Source organism: Geotalea daltonii FRC-32, assembly GCF_000022265.1.
Lineage (GTDB): Bacteria > Desulfobacterota > Desulfuromonadia > Geobacterales > Geobacteraceae > Geotalea > Geotalea daltonii.
Window position 1 is genome coordinate 943,130 of sequence record NC_011979.1, and the last position, 19,063, is coordinate 962,192.

Sequence of the window (19,063 nt, forward strand, 5' to 3'; positions counted from 1 at the left end):
TTGAATTAATGCTGACCAAACTGTCTGCGAAGGGAAAGATTCATGGTACCTGGTGTCAGAATAACAGTTGTTGTGTCAATTATCCTGTCAATCGTGCTGTCCCTTGCTGAACGCCATCATGCTCTGGCTGGGGAAACCATCCGGATCAATGGTTCCGGTGCAGCTTTGGACATCCTTAAACCGATGATACTGGAGTACAGGAAAAAGCATCCCCAGGTTAATTTCCGGATGGACAGGCCATTGGGAAGTACAGGAGCCATCAAGGCTCTTCTTGCCGGGGTGGTGGATGTTGCTGTCAGCAGCAAGATTCTTACGCCAGAGGAGTCGGCACAGGGGGCTCTGGCTAGCGATTATGGAAAGATTCCCCTGGCTGTTGTTTCCACCGCTGGGGTCGGCAAAAAAGAGATAACGACCAGGGAGCTAGAGGATATCTATACCGGAAAGCTGACGAAATGGCCCAATGGTGAGACGATCCGCATCATCCTGCGCCCCAGGGAAGACATCGACACGAAAATCCTCGGAGAGCTGTCTCCAGGGATGGGACGCGCGCTGCGGGAGGCACATAAAAAGCCGGGAATGATTTTTTCCATAACCGACCCGGAAGCCACGGAAAGCATAATCAAAACTCCTGGAGCTATCGGCACGGCAGCCATCTGCTGTGTCATTGACAACAAGGGCAGGCTGAATGCCCTCAGCCTCAACGGCAGGAAAGCCTCAGCCAAGGGGGTAGCCGACGGCACTTATCCCCTGGCCAAAGACCTCCGTTTCATCACTATCCGCAAAACCCCGCCCGCCGCCCTGGATTTCCTTCGCTTTGTCTACTCTGCCAAAGGGCGTGCCATTGCGGAAAAGGAGGGCATATTGGTTACGGCAAAGGATGCAGGAAGATCATGAGGCGCAGCGACAGAATAAGCCGCTTGACGACTACCCTTGCCATGCTCCTGTCACTGGCCATAACCGTTGTCGTTCCAGCAGGCTATTTTGCCGTCTCTTACCATTACATGCAGGGTTCGCTCGATGCCGAAGCGGCAACAGGTGCGGCAGCCGTGAGCGCTTTGGTCAATTCAAATCCTTCCATGTGGCAGTTCGAGCAGATCAGGCTTTCCGAACTGTTGGATCGGCGCCCTCACAACCGTACGCCTGAACAGAGGCGGGTCGTTGATGTCACAGACAACCCCGTGGCCGAAAGTTCGGACTTCTTGCAGAAGCCGATTCTCACCGGGACTCATGAAATCTACGATGCGGGGACAAGTGTCGGGAAGATCCTGGTTTCCCGTTCCCTGGCGCCTCTTCTTTGGAAGACTTCCTCTGTTGCAGTCGCTGCACTGGCGGCAGGTTTGCTCTTCTACACGGTCTTGCGCATTCTGCCGCTGCGAGCAGTGAGGCGAGCCTATTCCTCCCTTGAGGAAAGCGAAAAAAAATACCGTTCCCTTTACGAAAGCATGAAGGAAGGGGTGGCGTTGCACCGCATCAACTATGATGAGTATGGTGTTCCCGTATCCTTTACCATAGTCGATGTCAATCCCTCATGTCAGCTGCTTCTCGGCTTGAGCAGTGAAGAGTTGATCGGCAAGGACGGCTCTGAATTGTTCGGCGGGGCTGTGGCCGGCTATTTTCCGGAGATTCTCCGTGCCGCCTCCACCGGCGAGGCATTTTCCTTCGATTTCGTCCAGCAGGCAGATAAGCAGCGTATTCATGTGGCTGTCTTTTTTCCCGAGACCGGGTATTTCGCCTTTCTCATGGAGGATGTGACCCAGCGCAAGGTCAATGAAGAGCAGATCAGGCGGCTGGCCTATTATGACAATCTGACCGGACTGCCCAACCGCGCCCTTCTCATGGACAGGCTGGAGCAGATGCTGACCAAGGCCCGCCGGGACAAAACCAGAGTTGTCCTGCTTTTTCTCGATCTTGACCGGTTCAAGGTGATCAACGATACCATGGGACATGCCCACGGCGACCAGTTGCTGGTCCAGGTGGCCAATCGCCTGCGTCAGGCGCTGAGGAGCAGTGATACCCTTGCCCGCATCGGTGGTGACGAATTTGTCGTCCTTTTTACCCTTGAGGGGCCACAGCTGAACGTTTCCCCCCTTGCCCAGCACCTGATCGACAGCATTACCTCGGTCTATCCCATAAGCGGCAGAGATGTGTATGCATCCACCAGCATCGGCATTGCCACTTTCCCTGATGATGGCGGCGATTGCAACAGCCTCCTCAGGTGTGCCGACATGGCCATGTACGCGGCAAAGGAGGGGGGAGGCAAAGGTTACCATTTCTATTCGCCGGAGATGAACCTCAAGGCACACGCCAGGATGGAGATGGAGACAAACCTTCGTCATGCACTGGAGCGTGAGGAATTCTTTCTGGAATTTCAGCCGATCGTCAATGCCAGAGACGGCCGGTTGGTCGGTGCAGAAGCGCTGCTGCGCTGGAGCGATCCGGAGAAGGGACTGATTATGCCGGACATGTTCATCCAGGTGGCGGAAGAATCGGGATTCATCGTCCCTCTAGGGGAGTGGGTGCTGAGGACCGCCTGCAGGAAGATGAAGGACTGGCGCGAAGCCGGACTGCCGCCGTTCCGCATTTCGGTCAATGTTTCCGGCCGCCAGTTCTGCCAGGCGAACTTTACCGATACCGTTTGCTCCATCATCCGTGAAACCGGCATGGACCCAAGTTTTCTGGCTCTTGAAATGACCGAGACCAGCCTCATGGTCGATGTGGAAGCCACGGCCAAGGCCCTGATGCAGTTGAAGGAACTGGATATCTCAATCGTTATCGATGATTTTGGCGCCGGATACTCCTCCCTTGGCTATCTGCAGAAATTCCCCATAGATCGGATCAAGATCGACCGCTCATTTATCAGGGACCTCAGTTCCCATGCCAATGATAAAGCCATTGTCGAAGCCATAATTGCCATGGCCGCCCGTCTTAAGCTGCAGGTGGTCGCCGAAGGGGTTGAAACCTCAGAGCAGCTCGATTTTCTCAAGGAACAGGGCTGCCATGAGATCCAGGGCTTCTATTTCCATCGTCCCCTGTCCGAAGAGCTTTTCAAGACGCTTCTATGGGAGATCAAGGATCATCCCGTCCCTCTTTTTGCTTCCCCGGAAGGTGAGACGGTCGTCATTTCCCTAGCCACCTGCTGAGGATCAATCTGCAGCGCCGTTTTCGCCTCCTTGCCGGTTCTTCAGGGATCGGTTTCCACTGTCGAATACTTTCCTTTCACCATTCCTTACTCCTGAAACCTGCTTTTCATGGAAAGGGCAAGTGCCGTGCTGATGCCTGTTGCCAGCAGTCCCAGCCCCAGCCACTTGTTTTTTGCCAGCCACAGCTGATCGCACTGGTAACTTGCCTGTGCATCGAACCTGCCATGGGCGCTGAAGTCTCCTTCCACCGGGTGCCACATGTTGTTCGGACGATCCCGTTCTTCAAGTTCATCGGTCTGCTGCCCGGAATAGCCTTTTTTCGCCAGGTACAGGTCCAGTATGCCGGCAATGAACTTGTTGCCCCACATTGCTTTGACCGTCGGCATTCCCACATAGAGTTCCCGGCGACGATGATGGGAGGACCAGACTATGGCGTCGGCGGCAACCTCCGGTTGGAAGATGGGGGGGACCGGCTGCGGCTTGAAAGGCATTCTCGATTTCGTCCAGTTGAACTGGGGGGTGTTCATGGCCGGCAACTGGACCATGGTGATGTGAACCTTGCTCCGGTCATGGATGAGCTCGCAGCGAATGGAGTCGGTGAAGCCCCTGATGGCATGTTTGGCACCGCAATAAGCGGACTGCAGCGGAATGCTCCGTTCTGCGAGGGCAGAGCCGACCTGGATGACCGTCCCCCGGTTGCGGGGAATCATCCGGCTCATGGCTGCCGAGGTACCATAGACCACTCCCAGGTAGGTCACCTCGGTCACACGCCGGAACTCGTCCGAGGTCATGTCCTTGAAGGCGGAAAAGACCGAGACCATGGCATTGTTGACCCAGACGTCGATTGGCCCAAACTGCTCCTCCACCCTGGCGGCCGCCAGTTCCACCTGGTCGGCATCGGCCACGTCGGCGACGAGAATGATAGCCTCACCACCTCTTTCCTCCACCTCCTGCCGGACCGCTTCCAGCCGCTCCTGGTCCCTGGCCAGCAGGCCGATCCTGGCGCCTTCACGGGCAAAGGCCCGGGCAGTGGCGCGACCGACCCCTGCCGATGCTCCGGTAATCACCACGGTCCGTTTTGTGCCACCAGGTTTCATGCTCCCTCCATTTACAATTTATGTCGGCAGGCCGGATCAACCCCTGTCCCGTACACGTAGACCATTTCTCCTCCAAGCCAGCCGGAAATGGCGAGGAGCAGCACCGCCATCACCGATAGGGCAAACTGCCCGATGTTCCCCGGATCGGCACGCCGCCACAGGAACTCGATCACGTAGATGATGACAATGGTCAGATTTATCGCCATGTGCCAGATCCCGAGCTTTTTTTCCGGTGAGGCATGGAGAGTGAACAGATCGACGAAACCCGGCAGTGCCGCAATCAGTGCGCCGATAACACCTCCGCCGATGGCGTAGAGGGAGGTCGTCCGCCAGGTTACGTCCCCTGTGGCAAAGAAGATGATGTCGCAGGCCAGTGAAAAGATCCATAGCCCAATGGCCAAAGGTATGAGCATGGGGTGGAGAGGATGTTTGGCAATGTTTGCTGTGGCAATCATGATCGGGCTCCTTTCTCCCTTTTCAGGGCAAGCTGCAGCAGCTCCGCCGTGTGCAGCGCCTTTCTCCCTGCCCCTCCCATGATCTGCATCCGGCAGCTGAAGCCGTCGGCGACGATATAGGCGGGTAGCCCGGCCTTGCGGATGGAGGGGAGCAGTGCGGCTTCGGCGATCTTCATGGAAATTTCATATTTGCCCTTCTCGAAGCCGAAGGATCCGGCCATGCCACAGCACCCTGGCTGGGGCTCCTGGACCTCAAGCTCCATTTTCTTCAGCATCTGCCGTGCGTCATCGATCCTCAGCACTGCCTTCTGATGGCAATGGCCGTGAAAGACAGCCTTGCCTGATAATTTCGGCGGTGCGAACTGCTCCCGTTCCATAAACTCGCTGAACAGAAAAGTCAGTTGTGTCAGCCTCTGCCCGTCCTGATGCTGGGGCATCAGCTCCGGCAGTTCGTCCCGGAAGACGGCAGCGCTGCTCGGCTCAAGAAAGATCACCGGCATCCCTTGGCGTACATAGGGGCTGAGAAGTTCAACCGCCTTGAGAATCTCCCTTTTTGCGTGGTCAAGCATGCCGTAGTCGATGGGCGGGCGCACCGTAGGCGGAGCAGGCAGTATCCGTACGCTGCAGCCGTAATGTTCCAAAACCTCCAGGGCCGCTTTAAGGATCTCGGGAAAAAAGCAGTCATTGAACAGGTCTGGGTAGATGACCACCGGGCGACCTTTGCCGGGCTGCTTTCGGGTGCGTCGGTACCAATCGGTAAAGGTCTCATCGGCAAATCTGGGCATGGTCCTCTCCTGGGCGATTCCGCCCAGGGCCTTGGTAATGGTGCGCAGGAACGGCGCATGGGAGAGGAAATTGGCCATCCCCGGCATCCGGGCGCCGATCCTGCCCCAGATGCCGATCAGCCCCATGGAGTAGGCGGGTAGTGGCCGGAGTCTTCGCCGGTAATAGTGGGAGAGGAATTCCGCCTTGTAGGTGGCCATGTCCACGTTAACGGGGCAGTCACTCTTGCAGGCCTTGCAGGAGAGGCAGAACTCCAGCGCCTCCAGCACTTCCCTGCTGCGCCAGCCATCCTTGATGAAGTCGCCGCGGAACATCTCGAAGAGGAGATGGGCCCGCCCACGTGTGGTGTGCTTTTCCTCCCTGGTGGCGAGAAAACTGGGACACATGAAAGCATCGTGGGTGCGGCGGCATTTGCCAACCCCCACACAGCGCAGGGTGGCACGGGGAAAACTCCCCTCGTCCCGTGGGAACTGGAAATGGGTCAAGGGCTGCCAGGGATTGTAGCCGGTGCCGAGTCTCAGGTTCTGGTCCGGCAGATAGGGATCGATCACCTTGCCGGGATTCATCTTCCATTCCGGGTCCCAGAGGGTCTTGAACTGGCGGAACGCCTCCACCAGCTCGTCGCCATACATCTTGCCCAGAAAAATGGCTTTCGACTGGCCGTCGCCATGTTCGGCGGAGAACGAGCCGCCATATTTGACCACCAGGTCAGAGGCCTTATGGATAAAGGCCATGTAGTTCCTGATACCCTCATGGCTGAAAACGTCGAAGGAAATGCGGCAGTGGATGCAGCCGTCGCCGAAGTGGCCATAGAGGGAGGCCGCAAGCCGGTGATCGTCCAGGAGCTTCCTGAATTCCCTGAGGTAGTTGCCGATCCTCGCCGGGTCCACGGCGGCGTCCTCCCAGCCTGGCCAGCTGAGGGTCATGCCGGGCACGTTTGCCGTCGCCCCGAGCCCCGATTCCCGGATCTCCCAGATTTTCTTCTCCTCCCTTTCGTCGGTAAACAATTTCATGGATGGCGGATTCTTCACCTTTTTCAGCTCATCCATGGCGCGGCGGGCCTTTTGGTTCGACTCCTCCTTGCTGTCGCCGCCGAATTCCGCAAGCAGCCAGCCGTTCCCTTCGGGCAGCAGGGCCAGGTCATGGGTGTGGAGCCCCTTTTTCCGGGCCAACTTGATCAAGAGGTCGTCGAGCCCCTCCAACCCCACCGGCTCGAAGGCGAGGATATCGGGGATGTGATCGCCGGCGGCAAAGATATCCGGATAGCCCAAAAGCAGGATGGAGCGGGCCGGCGGGCTATGGATCAAGCGTATTTTGGCTTCAAGTACGGTGACGCAGGTACCTTCTGTTCCCACCAGCGCCCGGGCCACGTGGAAGCCGTTCTCCGGCAGCAGGTCGTCCAGGTTGTAGCCGGAAACACGGCGGGGGATCTTTGGATAGCGGCTGCGGATCAGATCGCCGTAGCGGTCGCGGATGTCACGCATGCCCCGATAGATTTCCCCCCGGCGCCCGCCTTCGTTGATGATCGCCTGCAGCTCCTCCTCGTTGGTGGGCCCCACCTTCATCCTGATGCCGTCATAGGTGACCACATCCAGTTCCAGGATGTTATCGACGGTGCGGCCGGCCATGACCGAGTGGATGCCGCAGGAGTTGTTGCCGATCATGCCGCCGAAGGTGTTGTAGTTGTGGGTGGCCGGATCGGGTCCGAAGGTCAGGTGGTAATTCTCCGCCTGGTCCCGAAGATGGTCGAGGATGACTCCCGGCTCCACCCTGGCATAGCGGTTTTTCTGGTCCAGCTCCAGGATGCGGTTCAGGTATTTTGAATGGTCGATGACCACGGCGAGATTGCAGGTCTGGCCGCAGAGGCCGGTTCCTCCCCCACGGGAAACGATGGGAGCGCCGTGACGGCGGCAGATCTCCAAGGTCTTGACAACGGCTGCTACAGATTTGGGGACGACGACGCCGATGGGAATCTGCCGATAGTTGGAGGCATCAGTGGCATAAAGAGCGCGACTTGCCGTATCGAAACGGACCTCCCCCTCCACCTGATAACGCAGGTCTGCTTCCAAAGCACCAGGATTGAGGGTGGTGCGGACGAACTCCTCGCTCTTCTGGGGTTGCGGCATCAAGTCCCTCCGAAGGCAATATCCAGCAATTCAAGCCCAGAGCAACAGCAACAATCCGCGGTGTTTATTTTTCGCTGCGGGACAGCATATTGGCCATCATCTGCTTCGCCGACTGCTTGACCATTCCACCTAGATTGGGGTCACCCTTGAAGATGGAGAACATGTAGCCCTTTGCCTGCTCGAAGGTTATGTGCGGTGGCAGTGGCGGGACCTCCGGATCGCAGTGGGCGTCGATCACCACCGGCTTGCCGGCCTTGAGAGCTGCGTCCCAGGCGGCGCCGATCTCATTGGGATGCCGGAGCTCGATCCCTTCCAGTCCCAGCATTTGTGCATAACGGGCATAGGGAAAGGCCGGAATGTCCTGGGAGCCCATGAACTTAGGGTCACCGTTCATCACCCGCTGTTCCCAGGTGACTTGATTCAGATCCTCATTGTTCAGCACCATGATCACCAGACGCGGGTCGCACCATTCCCGCCAGTATTTGGCGATGGTGATCAGACCGTTCAGGCCGAGCATCTGTACTGCTCCGTCTCCGACCAGAGAAATTACCACCCGCTCCGGGTTATTGATCTTTGCCGCCAGGGCGTAGGGGATACCGGGGCACATGGTGGATAGTGTTCCGGAGAGGGAGGCCATCATGCCGCGGCGAATTTTGAGGTCCCTGGCGTACCAGTTGGCAGCTGAGCCGGAGTCGCAGGTGATGATGGCGTGATCCGGAAGCCTTGAAGAGAGTTCCCAGAACAGCCGTTGAGGGTTGATCGGGGTGGCTGAAACATTGGCCCGTGCCTCCATTACCTGCCACCATTCGCGCACATTTGCTTCCACTCCGTCTTGCCAGCTGCGATCGGTCTTCTTTTCCAGCAGCGGCAGCAGTGCCCGCAGGGTCAGTGCTGTATCCCCCTGCAGGTTCACTTCCATCGGGTAGCGCAGGCTCAGCATGCGTGGGTCAATGTCGATCTGCACCCCTCTTGCCTGCCCTTCCCTGGGAAGAAACTCTGAATAGGGAAAGCCGCTGCCAATCATGAGGAAGGTGTCACAGTTCATCATCAGCTCATAGCTGGGTTTGGTCCCCAAGAGGCCGATTGAGCCGGTGACGTAGGGAAGATCATCCGGCAGCGCCGCCTTGCCCAGCAACGCCTTGGCGACTCCGGCACCCACTTTTTCCGCTGTTTCCACGACCTCTTCCGTGGCATGGAGGGCACCGGCACCGACCAAAATTGCTATTTTCCTGCCGGCGTTCAATACATCGGCCGCCTTTCGCAGATCATCCTTTTTCGGCACTACTTCCGGTCTGCTGAAACCGATTCCGGTGAAGGTGGCGCCATGCTTCCGGGGTGGCGATTCTACAGCTTCCAGTTCCTGGACATCGTTCGGCAGGATAATACAGGTGACGGTACGTTCGGCCAAGGCGATCCTGACTGCCCGGTCGACCAGATGTCTGATCTGGGCAGGATTGGTTGCCATCTGTACAAAATGGTGGGCCACATCCTTGAACAGGGAGATCAGGTCCACCTCCTGCTGGTAATCGGCTCCCAGGGAAGTGGTGGCTTGCTGCCCGACGATGGCCACCACCGGCTGATGGTCCATCTTGGCATCGTAGAGGCCATTGAGAAGATGAATGGCTCCCGGTCCGGAGGTGGCGATGCAGATCCCGACTTCACCGGTGAATTTGGCGTGACCGCAGGCCATGAATGCAGCCTCTTCCTCATGCCGTGCCTGATAAAAGCGGATCTTTTCCTGTGCCCGATTCAATGCTCCCATTACTCCATTTATGCCGTCCCCAGGATAACCGTAGACCCTGCGCACGCCCCAGTCCATGAGACGCTGCACCAGATAATCGCTGGTAGTTATAGCCATCTGGGTATTCCTCCATGTAAATTAGTTATGTCTCATAAAAAGAAGTCTAAGGCCACATCCCCCCTTGTCAACAGAAATCCTGGATATTTGCAGTCTTGACTTGTAGGTGTGTCTTGCTACAAATAAATAGTATTGGTTTAATTTAATGATTAATGTGCACATTCACCGCTGCTCCAGGAGGATGCTACAAGATGCCGAAGATGACCAGGCGCAACTTTCTCTGGCTTACCGGCGGAACCGGCGTGGCGCTGGCCGTCGATCCTCCGCGCAAGCTGGTCAACAAGCTGATTCCTCAAGTCATCCCTCCAGAAAATATAAAACCGGGCGAATGGGCCTTTTTTGCCACCACTTGCCGTGAATGCCCGGCCGGGTGCGGTATGCACCTCTGGCACCGGGATGGCCGGATCACCAAGGCGGAAGGCAACCCGGACCATCCGGTGAACCGGGGAGGCCTTTGCCCCCGGGGGCAGTCGGCGCTGCAGGGACTGTATGATCCGGACCGGCTGCAGAAAATCAGCTTTCGTCCCCAGAGGTCCGGCAATGAAGCTGTCGGCTGGCATGACGCCATTGCCGCCATCGGCAGCCGGCTGAAAGCAGGGGGCCGGGTTGCCTTGATGAGCAGCCTGCAGACCGGGTCATTGGCCGAGGTGATGAAGCATTTTGCCGCCGCCTTCGGTTCGGACCGGCTGTTATTTTACGAAGCGTTCAGCTATGAGCCGCTGAAAGCCGCCCACGGCGAAGTGTTTGGCTTGCCGCTGGTACCGCGGTACCAGATACAGGAATGTGAGTTGATCGTCAGTTTCGCTGCCGACTTCCTGGAATCATGGATCTCTCCGGTCTCCTTTGCCTCGCAATTTGGGGAGATGCATGGCTACCGCAACAACAGAGTCATGAACCGCATGGTTTATATCGGGCCGCGTCTTTCCATGACCGCTGCCAACGCCGACGAGTTCATGCAGGTGCCACCGGGGGCCGAGCGGCTGGTGGCGCTGAAGATGCTCCGGATAATCCTGGAAAAGGACTTGGGGAAGAATAACCTCTCCTCCATCAGCCGCACCATCGAGCGCCTGGTCGCCGAAGCGCCCGAACTGCCCGGAGTGGAGGATGCCAGGCTTGTTGATCTTTGCCGCACCTTCTGCTCGGCACGATCAAGCGTCGCCCTGGCCGCACCGGTGGGAAGCACAGGGCCTATGGCTACGGAAACGGCAATTGTTGCCGCCTTGCTTAATTATGCCGCCGGCCGTATCGGCCAGACCGTGGATTTCAGCCGGCATCACGCTCTATCAGATGTTGCCGGTGATGGCCAGGTCCGCCGTTTCCTCGCCTCTCTCGGTCCTGACGACACACTCTTTATCCACGACACCAATCCCTTGTTCAGCAGGGGGGATGCGGCGCTTCCCATCAGTCGTGCCGGGATGATCGTCTATCTTGGGACGCTGGAAAATGAAACGGCTGCGGCCTCGGACTGGATCTTGCCCATTGATTGCCCTCTTGAAACGTGGGGTGACTATGAGCCGGAGCAGGGAATTCGGGGCCTCATGCAGCCCACCATGCCGCGTCTTTACGATACCCGTGCCGTCGGCGACATCTTTCTCACCCTTGCCCAGGCAGCAGGGCGGCCGCTGGCCAAACGGGAAGGGGGGGCTCCTGTCGCTTCCTTCAGGGAATGGCTTACTCTGCGCTGGCAGGAGTTGCACCATAAAATCAGCCCGGCCCAGCCTTTCGAAAACTTCTGGAAAAGTGCCCTCAGCCGGGGCGGGGTGTGGAGCAGGAAAGAGCCGGCGCCAAATGCGCAATTCAGTGCCACCGCTGTCGGTCGCCTGAGCCCGGAGGCAAAACAGCCGCGAGCGGAGGCAGGGGAGGTCCAGGTCTGGCCATGGGGATCCATAATGCTCTTTGACGGTCGGACTGCAAATCGGGGCTGGATTCAGGAGGCACCGGACCCGGTTACCTTTATTGCCTGGGGCAATTGGATCGATATCAATGGCCGCACAGCAGCTGATCTGGAGATACAAGACGGCGAGATGGCCGAATTGAAGACCGGGACAGGGGCCATCCGCGCCCCGGTCAGGATTACCGATGAGGTAGCGGGGCAGACGGCGGCAATCGCCTTTGGCCAAGGGCACACCGCCATGGGCAGGATCGCCGGGGGCATCGGCGCCAATCCATTTCTGCTCCTGGGGGCTGGGGAGCGGGATGTTTCCTTTGCCAGGGGAACCTTGCGCAAGGTGGGAGGAAAACGGGTCAACGATCCCACCTACACGACCCTGACCCGGCAACAGTGGCATCGGGAGCTTGTCCAATGGATACCCCTGTCCCAGGTGAGCCGCATGGAGCCCGGGGACGGGGAAGAGCTGATCATGCCTCTTCCGGAGGGCTACAAACCGGAGCGGGACCTGTATCCCAAGCGGGAATATCTGACGCACCGTTGGGCAATGGTCATTGACCTGCAGCGTTGCATCGGCTGCGGCGCCTGCGCCGTTGCCTGTTACGCGGAAAATAATATTGCCGTCATCGGCAAGGGCAAGGTTGGCGAAGGCCGGGAGATGGCCTGGCTGCGGGTGGCTCCCTACCATAAGCCGGGAGCCACCCGCCGTCTCGGCTGGTTGCCCCTCCTTTGTCAACATTGCGACGCCGCCCCCTGCGAGCCGGTCTGTCCTGTCTTCGCCGCCATGCACAACGAAGAGGGACTCAACGCCCAGATCTACAACCGCTGCATCGGCACCCGTTACTGCTCCAATAACTGCCCCTACAAGGTGCGGCGCTTCAACTGGGTCAACATAAACTGGCGCAAACCGCTGGACATGCAGCTGAATCCGGAGGTGACGGTGCGCAGCCGCGGAGTGATGGAGAAGTGTACCTTTTGCGTCCAGCGGATCCGCAACGCCGAGGCCCATGCAGCACGGGAAAACCGGAAGATCCTGGACGGGGAAATCCAGCCGGCATGCGCACAAAGCTGCCCCACCAGAGTCTATACCTTCGGCGACCTCCTGGATCCTGCATCGGAAGTGAGCAGGCTGACCCGCGAGGATCCCCGTCGCTATCATTTGCTGGAGGAACTGAACACCAAGCCGGCAGTGACCTTTCTGCGCCGGGTGGATGGTGATTGGTGATTGGTGATTGGTGGGGAGTGAGGAGTGAGGAGTGAGGAGTGAGGAGTGAGGAGTGAGGGGGTCTGGAGGTACTGTGGCCGATCTGAAGTACGGTGACATAAACGATGATGTGCTGAACGCCATGCAGACGCCCCGGGCGCCTTATTTTGCCGCAGTTGCCCTGCTGGCGGCGGGCATCGGCTGGGGCGCGCTGGTCTGGCTTTACCAGATGCAGGCGGGGATGGGGGTCACCGGGCTGAACCGTCCGGTGGGCTGGGCCGTCTATATCGGCAATTTCGTCTTCTGGGTGGGAATAGCCCACTCGGGGACGCTCATCTCGGCTATCCTGTACCTGTTGCGGGCCAACTGGCGGGATGCGGTCTCCCGCTCCTCCGAGGCCATGACCATCTTCGCCATCATGACCGCCGGCCTGTTTCCTCTCATTCACCTGGGCAGGGTCTGGGTCCTTTACTACATCATTCCCTACCCGTCCCAGCGGCAGCTCTGGCCGAACTTCCTCAGCCCTCTCGTCTGGGACGTCTGCGCCGTTGGCACCTATTTCACCGTCAGTCTTATCTTCTGGCTGGTGGGTATGATTCCCGACCTGGCTGCTGCCCGGGACCGTTACGAAGAAAAATACGGTCCTCAGAACATCCGTGCCAGTATCTACCGGATCATGGCCCTCGGCTGGTCGGGGACGGGAAACCAATGGCGCCATTACGGCCGGTCCTATCTCTATTTTGCCGCCCTGGCCACCCCCCTGGTGATCTCGGTACACTCGGTCGTTTCCTGGGATTTCGCCATGAGCCTCCTCCCTGGCTGGCACTCCACAATATTTCCCCCCTATTTCGTGGCCGGGGCGATCCATTCCGGGCTGGCCATGGTGCTGACGCTCCTCATACCCATGCGCAAGCTGCTGCATCTGGAGCGGCTGATCCAGCGCCACCATTTCGAGATGGTGGCCAAGACTATCATTCTCACTGCTGCCATCGTCGGCTATTCCTATGCCTGCGAGGTCTTCATCGCCTGGTACTCGGGCAATCCCTTCGAATGGCAATTCTACAAGTGGCGGATGACCGGGCCCGCAGCCTGGATCTTCTGGCTGATCATTCCCCTCAATGTCCTCATCCCCCTGACGTTCGTCTTCAAAAAGGTGAGGACCAATTTCATTCTACTCTTCGTCATCTCGCTCCTTATCAACCTGGGAATGTGGCTGGAGCGCCTTTTCATCGTCTATACCTCCACTGCCCACGATTTTATTCCCCATAACTGGGGCGGTTATATCCCAACCTGGGTGGAAATAAGTATAACGGCGGCCTCGGCGGCCTTTTTCTTTTTCTGGTTTTTTGGTTTCAGCAAGATTCTGCCCACCGTTCCCCTGAGCGATCTCAAAGGGCGGATCGCCGACGAGGAGATCGAACCGACCGGCTGCTGCGAAACCAAGGTCAGACAGAAAGTGCAGGGGGGAAGCTCGTCGGTGCTGGCGGTATTCTCCAACGCCGGAAGACTCGTGAAAGCGGTAAAGCTGGTCTGCGATGCGGGATACAGGGAGATGGAGACCTTTACCCCGGTGAAGGTCGAGGTGGTGGAAAAGGTAATGGGGCACCCGAAAAGCCCGGTGCGGTTCTGGACGCTGGCCGGGGCGCTGGCCGGTCTTGCCGGCGGATTGTGGCTTGCCGTAGGCACGGCCCTGGTCAATAGCATCATCGTCGGCGGCAAACCCCCTGTCGCCATCATCCCCTATTGCGTCATCGCCTTCGAGGGGACGATCCTTCTGGGCAGCATCGCAAATTTGACAGGCCTGGTCCTGCATTCGCGCCTCTACCGGCTGAAGGTCAGTCCGTTCTACGACCGGCGCTTCAGTCGGGATAAATTCGGACTGCTGGTAAGCTGCGGCGAAGGGAATATCCAAAGTTTGCAGGGGATGCTTTCCAGCGCTGCAGCGGAGGAGATTCATGTCCACCACTGACCGGCCAGGACAAAGCTTTGGTTATGCCTCCTTCTTCTGGGGGGGGCTTGCCATATGTGGTATCGGCCTCTGGGTGTTCTCAATCAATACGGCAGCGGCGCCCCAAGGCTGGCGGGCACTGCTTATCAATTTCCTCTTTTTCAGTTCCCTTGCCGGTGGGCTCACCACCTGGCCGGCGGTGGTGCGGGCCTGCAATGGACGGTGGCCCGGGGAGCTGGAGCGGGTGGCTTTCTCCGCCATTGCCTTTGCCGTTCCTTCGCTGCTGGCGTTGGTGCTGCTCTGGGTCGGCAGCAACAGGTGGTCTCCCTGGTACGACATCGAATATCACCAGGGTGGCTGGCTGAACAACTCCTTCGTCTTCGGCCGGGATCTGGCGGGGCTGGCGGTGTTCTGGCTGACCGCGGTCCGCTATCTCGTTGCCCGCCGCAACGGTCAGGGGAGTGTTTGGGGCGGCCTCCTCATTGTCACTTACAGCCTGGTTTTCTCCCTGCTCGGCTTTGATCTGGTGATGGCCCTTGATCCCGAATGGTACAGCACCCTGCTTGGGGGATATTTTTTCATCTCCGGCCTTTATATTGCCTCTGCCGCCTGGGCCTTTCTGGCCGTCTGGCAGCGGGAGACCCGGGAAGAGCAGCTGATGGACCTGGGGCGGCTGATAGTCGCCTTCAGCCTCATGGCCACCTATCTCATGTATGCCCATCTTCTCCCCATCTGGTACGAGAACCTGCCTGACGAAACCAGATTCCTGGCGCCAAGGCTCAATTTCCAACCCTGGCTGGGGGTGAGCTACCTCCTCCTGGGGCTTGTCTACCTGGGGCCGCTGGTGCTGCTTCTTACGGAGCGATCCAAGCGCAACCGCTGGTCCCTTGGGGGCATTTCCCTCCTTGTCCTCTGTGGCATGTGGATCGAACGCTGGTGGCTGGTAACCCCCGTTTTCGATAAAAACCTCAATCTCGGCCTGGCTGAGCTTTCCGTGGCCATGGCCTTCGCCGGTCTGCTGGGTATGGGCATGGAGCAGTTCCAGCGTCGACTCCCGGCGAACTGTTTCCGGTCCGAGGATGAAAAGTGAGAATGCCGTGGCAGACGGAGAGAACCAGGAAACGAACCGGCCTGGCATCGGCATTGGCCGCAGTGGTAGTGCTGCTGCTGACGGCGATCATGCTGGTGCTTTTCCATGTCGTGTACCCGGCCGGGCTCGGGCCGCGGCAGCCGATACCCTTCAGTCACCGGGTTCATGTGCATGTGAAAAAGATCAGTTGCCTGATGTGCCATACGACGGTGATGGAAGGGCGACACGCCGGCATTCCGCCCCTGCAGACTTGCATGTTATGCCACCAGCGGATCATCAAGACTTATCCGTACATTCTGGAGCTGCGGCAGACCTTTGCTAAAGGCAAGCCGGTCATTTGGCAGCGGGTCAACTGGGTGTCCGAATTCGTCTATTTCGATCACTCGATGCATCTGCGCCAGGGGATCGACTGTAGTTACTGCCACGGCAATGTGACGATGATGGACCGGGTGGTGGCTGCGAGGAAGTTCGAGATGGGTTTCTGTATCGATTGTCATCGCCGGAAGAATGCTACGCACGACTGTTTTACCTGTCATAGGTGATGATTAGCTAACCTTCCCCCCGGCCCCCTCCCATAAAGGAAGGGGGAGAGAAAATACAAAGGTTGTACGATGCCCAAATTCTTCGACAAACCCCAGAGCGCTTCACTGGCCTTCATGGTTGCCGGCGCCTTCTGGTTCGTGGTGGGGGCGCTCTACGGCATGATTTCGGCCATTCACCTGGTCTCGCCCGAGTTCTTGCCCAACGTTTCCTGGCTGGTTTTCGGCCGTGAGCGGCCGGTGCATGTGAACACCATGCTCTATGGTTTTGTCGGCACCATGCTTATCGGCTGCGGTCTCTATTATACCCCTGCTCTTTTGCGCACCAGGCTGTGGTCGGAGCGGCTGGCCTGGGCCAGCTTCTTCCTCTGGAACATCACCATCCTGAGTGGACCGTTGGGCTTTTCCTTCGGCCATACCCAGGGGCGGGAGTACAACGAATATATCTGGAGCGCCGACATGATCCTGATGGTGGCGGTGCTGCTCCTCATCTGCAATGTGGTGATGACCATCGCCAACCGCACAGAAGAGCAGCTCTATGTTTCGGTCTGGTATTTCATGGCCACCTTTCTCTGGACGGCCGGCAATTATCCCTTGGGCAATGTCATGTGGCGTCCGGCTACAGGCGCCATGCCGGGGTTGATCGACTCCCTTTTCCTCTGGTTCTGGGGGCACAATCTGCCGGGGCTCCTCATCACGCCTCTTGCCACCGGAGCAGCCTATTTCGTCATCCCGCGCATGGCCAGGACGCCGCTCAACTCCCATACCCTCTCACTGCTGGGCTTCTGGCTGCTCATCGCCCTCTATAGCCATATCGGCGGTCATCATGTGCTGCAGTCCCCCATTCCCAACTGGCTGAAGGCGGTCTCGATTGTCGATTCGGTGGCCATGGTGGTTCCGGTCTCCATAGTGGTTCTCAATCTGTGGCTGACCGCCCGCCAGCGGGGAAGGCTCATCTGGGGAGACCCTGCAGCCCGGCTGATCATGGCGGGTATCGCCTGGTATCTCATCACCTGCATCCAGGGGCCGGTGCAGTCGCTTCCCTATCTGCAGCGGGTCACCCACTTCAATAATTGGACCGTCGGCCATGCCCATATTGCCATGCTCGGCTTCGGCGGCTATATCGCCCTCGGCGCCATGTACCACATCCTGCCACTGGTGACGGGCCGCTGTATCTACTCGAACAGGCTGGTAAACCTCCAGTTCGGCCTCATCACCTTCGGCCTGACCGGCTTTTTCATCGTCCTCACCATCGCCGGCCTGATCCAGGGCAACGCCTGGAACAACGGCGAGACCGTCTATCGGGTGCTGCCCCAATTGGCCCCATACTTCATCTCACGGGCCGCACTGGGTGTGTTCATCCTGACCGGCGCCAGCGTCGGCTTTTACAACGTGGTGATGAGCATCCGAGCCGGTCGGGAGCTTTCAGTCGGTGAGCTGCAGCGGGCGGAGGAAGCGGCATGAAGATGACCCCGGCCTTGCTCATCGTTGGGGCGCTGATGGTCTTCTGGGCCTCCACCTTCGTCATCATCGGCCTGCCGGTCATGACCATGAGCGATAAGCCTTCGGAGATCTGGCGGCCGATGACTTCGGCAGAGCGGGAAGGGCACCGCCTCTATGTGCAGAATGGCTGCAGTTACTGCCATTCTCTCTTTATCCGCATCAACGACTGGGACATTGGCGCTGAACGGATCGCCGAGAGCGGTGACTACGTAGCCCAGGAGCCTGCCATTCTCGGTAGTGAGCGCACCGGCCCCGATCTTTCTCAAGAAGGGGGGGAGCATTCCGATGACTGGCACAAGGCCCACTTCATCAATCCCCGTTACACCAGCCCCATTTCATTGATGCCGTCATGGGAGTTTCTTGGCGAGGAGAAGATCCGCAAACTGACGGCCTATATTCAGGCACTGGGGTGGAAGATGGCTGATGTGCGGGTCGCCCGCCAGCAACAGTGGAAGCAGCAGGCAGTTACCGCTTATGAATCCGGCGCCGATGCCAACATCAAGTGGCTGCACGGCCAGGTTCCCGTCGTCTGGCGACCGATGCCCAACCCTTACCCAGCTTCGCCGGCGGCCCTGTTGCGGGGTAAACGGATCTACCAGGAGTTCTGCATCAACTGCCATGGTCCCATCGGTGACGGTAAGGGGCCTGCCGCCTCCCACCTCTACCCGCCGCCGCTGGATTTTACGACATTGAGGAGGCACCTGGAGGCCAACCGTTACATCGGCGGCATCTTCTACTACCAGATCATGAACGGCATCACCGGCACCGCCATGCCCTACTTCAAGAAGCACCTGGAGTCGGAAAAGATCTGGGACCTGGCCAATTACCTGGGGGTGAGCTTTCTCGGCTATACGGATGCCAACATCGGGCCGCGGGGGATCGATGCCTCCTTTGAAGAGTTGTGGCGCAATCAATACCGTCCGCCGAGCAAAACGGGAGAGTGATCATGTGCAGCCTGGGATTCAATGCCTTTCTTGCCATGTGGCTCGGCTTTCTGGCGGTGATGATTACGGCCATCACCTTGGCGCTTGTCTGGGCGGTCCGGTCGAGGCAATTCTCCGATCAGGACCGGGCCCGCTACCTGCCGCTGGAAAGCGGTATTCCCGCTAAGGAGGAATTGAAACGACACAAGGGGAAAACACGATGATGACTTTCAACCTTTATGTGCAGCAGAACCAGTGGGTTGTGGTGACTCTCCTTGCGGGAGCCACCCTGATGATCCTTGTCTGCCTCACTTACCTGGCCATGTGGCGTCCCCGTGAAGAGGAGGCCCGTCGGGACAGGGAGATCAGGATTCAGGGGCCGCTGAGTTTCTTCCACTGGGTCTTGAGCTTCATGCCCTGGCCCCTGGTGCTTATCATTTTCGGCACGTTCATCTATGGCGTCGGGCACACGGTGATGGCCATGACCCAGCTCCCCAACTGGTGAGGCT

14 protein-coding genes are annotated in these 19,063 nt (G+C 58.5%); 10 read left to right on the plus strand and 4 right to left on the minus strand.

The annotated features are described in order from the left end of the window. The first annotated feature begins 42 nt into the window (after positions 1 to 42). Positions 43 to 894: a substrate-binding domain-containing protein gene (locus GEOB_RS04285; protein WP_012645950.1), complete on the plus strand. Its 852-nt coding sequence runs from the start codon at positions 43 to 45 to the stop codon at positions 892 to 894. Next, a complete protein-coding gene (locus GEOB_RS04290; protein ID WP_012645951.1) occupies positions 891 to 3,140 on the plus strand; it encodes a putative bifunctional diguanylate cyclase/phosphodiesterase in 2,250 nt (749 codons plus the stop codon). The genes GEOB_RS04285 and GEOB_RS04290 overlap by 4 nt, the downstream gene beginning before the upstream one ends. Before the next feature lie 86 nt (positions 3,141 to 3,226). On the opposite strand, the gene GEOB_RS04295 is transcribed toward GEOB_RS04290, so the two are convergent. From GEOB_RS04295 to GEOB_RS04310, 4 genes are all read right to left on the minus strand, one after another. Then, the gene (locus GEOB_RS04295) at positions 3,227 to 4,237 is read right to left on the minus strand and encodes an SDR family oxidoreductase (protein ID WP_012645952.1); all 1,011 of its coding nucleotides are present in this window, start codon (positions 4,235 to 4,237) and stop codon (positions 3,227 to 3,229) included. A gap of 11 nt (positions 4,238 to 4,248) precedes the next feature. After that, a complete protein-coding gene (locus tag GEOB_RS04300) occupies positions 4,249 to 4,692 on the minus strand; it encodes a DUF2231 domain-containing protein (RefSeq protein ID WP_012645953.1) in 444 nt (147 codons plus the stop codon). Then, complete coding sequence (locus GEOB_RS04305) at positions 4,689 to 7,601, minus strand: FAD-binding and (Fe-S)-binding domain-containing protein (protein ID WP_012645954.1); 2,913 nt, start codon at positions 7,599 to 7,601, stop codon at positions 4,689 to 4,691. Before GEOB_RS04305 ends, GEOB_RS04300 begins: the two co-directional genes overlap by 4 nt. 64 nt (positions 7,602 to 7,665) lie before the next feature. Beyond that, positions 7,666 to 9,459, minus strand: coding sequence for a thiamine pyrophosphate-requiring protein (locus GEOB_RS04310; protein WP_012645955.1), 1,794 nt, complete (start codon positions 9,457 to 9,459; stop codon positions 7,666 to 7,668). Positions 9,460 to 9,650: 191 nt separating this feature from the next. On the opposite strand from GEOB_RS04310, the gene GEOB_RS04315 reads away from it, so the two are divergent. The 8 genes from GEOB_RS04315 (at position 9,651) to GEOB_RS04350 (ending at position 19,059) form a co-directional block, all read left to right on the plus strand. Beyond that, positions 9,651 to 12,572 (plus strand): 4Fe-4S dicluster domain-containing protein, encoded by a 2,922-nt coding sequence (locus tag GEOB_RS04315; RefSeq protein ID WP_012645956.1) that lies wholly within the window; start codon positions 9,651 to 9,653, stop codon positions 12,570 to 12,572. 73 nt (positions 12,573 to 12,645) lie between these two features. Beyond that, positions 12,646 to 14,520 (plus strand): quinol:electron acceptor oxidoreductase subunit ActD, encoded by a 1,875-nt coding sequence (locus GEOB_RS04320; RefSeq protein WP_012645957.1) that lies wholly within the window; start codon positions 12,646 to 12,648, stop codon positions 14,518 to 14,520. Continuing rightward, positions 14,507 to 15,589 (plus strand): hypothetical protein, encoded by a 1,083-nt coding sequence (locus GEOB_RS04325; RefSeq protein ID WP_012645958.1) that lies wholly within the window; start codon positions 14,507 to 14,509, stop codon positions 15,587 to 15,589. Before GEOB_RS04320 ends, GEOB_RS04325 begins: the two co-directional genes overlap by 14 nt. A gap of 2 nt (positions 15,590 to 15,591) precedes the next feature. Next, a complete protein-coding gene (locus GEOB_RS04330; RefSeq protein WP_012645959.1) occupies positions 15,592 to 16,131 on the plus strand; it encodes a cytochrome c3 family protein in 540 nt (179 codons plus the stop codon). Positions 16,132 to 16,200: 69 nt separating this feature from the next. Then, positions 16,201 to 17,592, plus strand: a complete 1,392-nt coding sequence (locus GEOB_RS04335; RefSeq protein ID WP_012645960.1) for a cbb3-type cytochrome c oxidase subunit I — start codon at positions 16,201 to 16,203, stop codon at positions 17,590 to 17,592. Beyond that, complete coding sequence (locus tag GEOB_RS04340) at positions 17,589 to 18,575, plus strand: cbb3-type cytochrome c oxidase subunit II (RefSeq protein ID WP_012645961.1); 987 nt, start codon at positions 17,589 to 17,591, stop codon at positions 18,573 to 18,575. Before GEOB_RS04335 ends, GEOB_RS04340 begins: the two co-directional genes overlap by 4 nt. A gap of 2 nt (positions 18,576 to 18,577) precedes the next feature. Beyond that, on the plus strand, positions 18,578 to 18,778 hold the full coding sequence (locus GEOB_RS04345) for a hypothetical protein (RefSeq protein WP_012645962.1): 201 nt from the start codon (positions 18,578 to 18,580) through the stop codon (positions 18,776 to 18,778). Further along, on the plus strand, positions 18,775 to 19,059 hold the full coding sequence (locus GEOB_RS04350) for a hypothetical protein (RefSeq protein WP_012645963.1): 285 nt from the start codon (positions 18,775 to 18,777) through the stop codon (positions 19,057 to 19,059). The genes GEOB_RS04345 and GEOB_RS04350 overlap by 4 nt, the downstream gene beginning before the upstream one ends. The last annotated feature ends 4 nt before the right edge of the window (positions 19,060 to 19,063 follow it).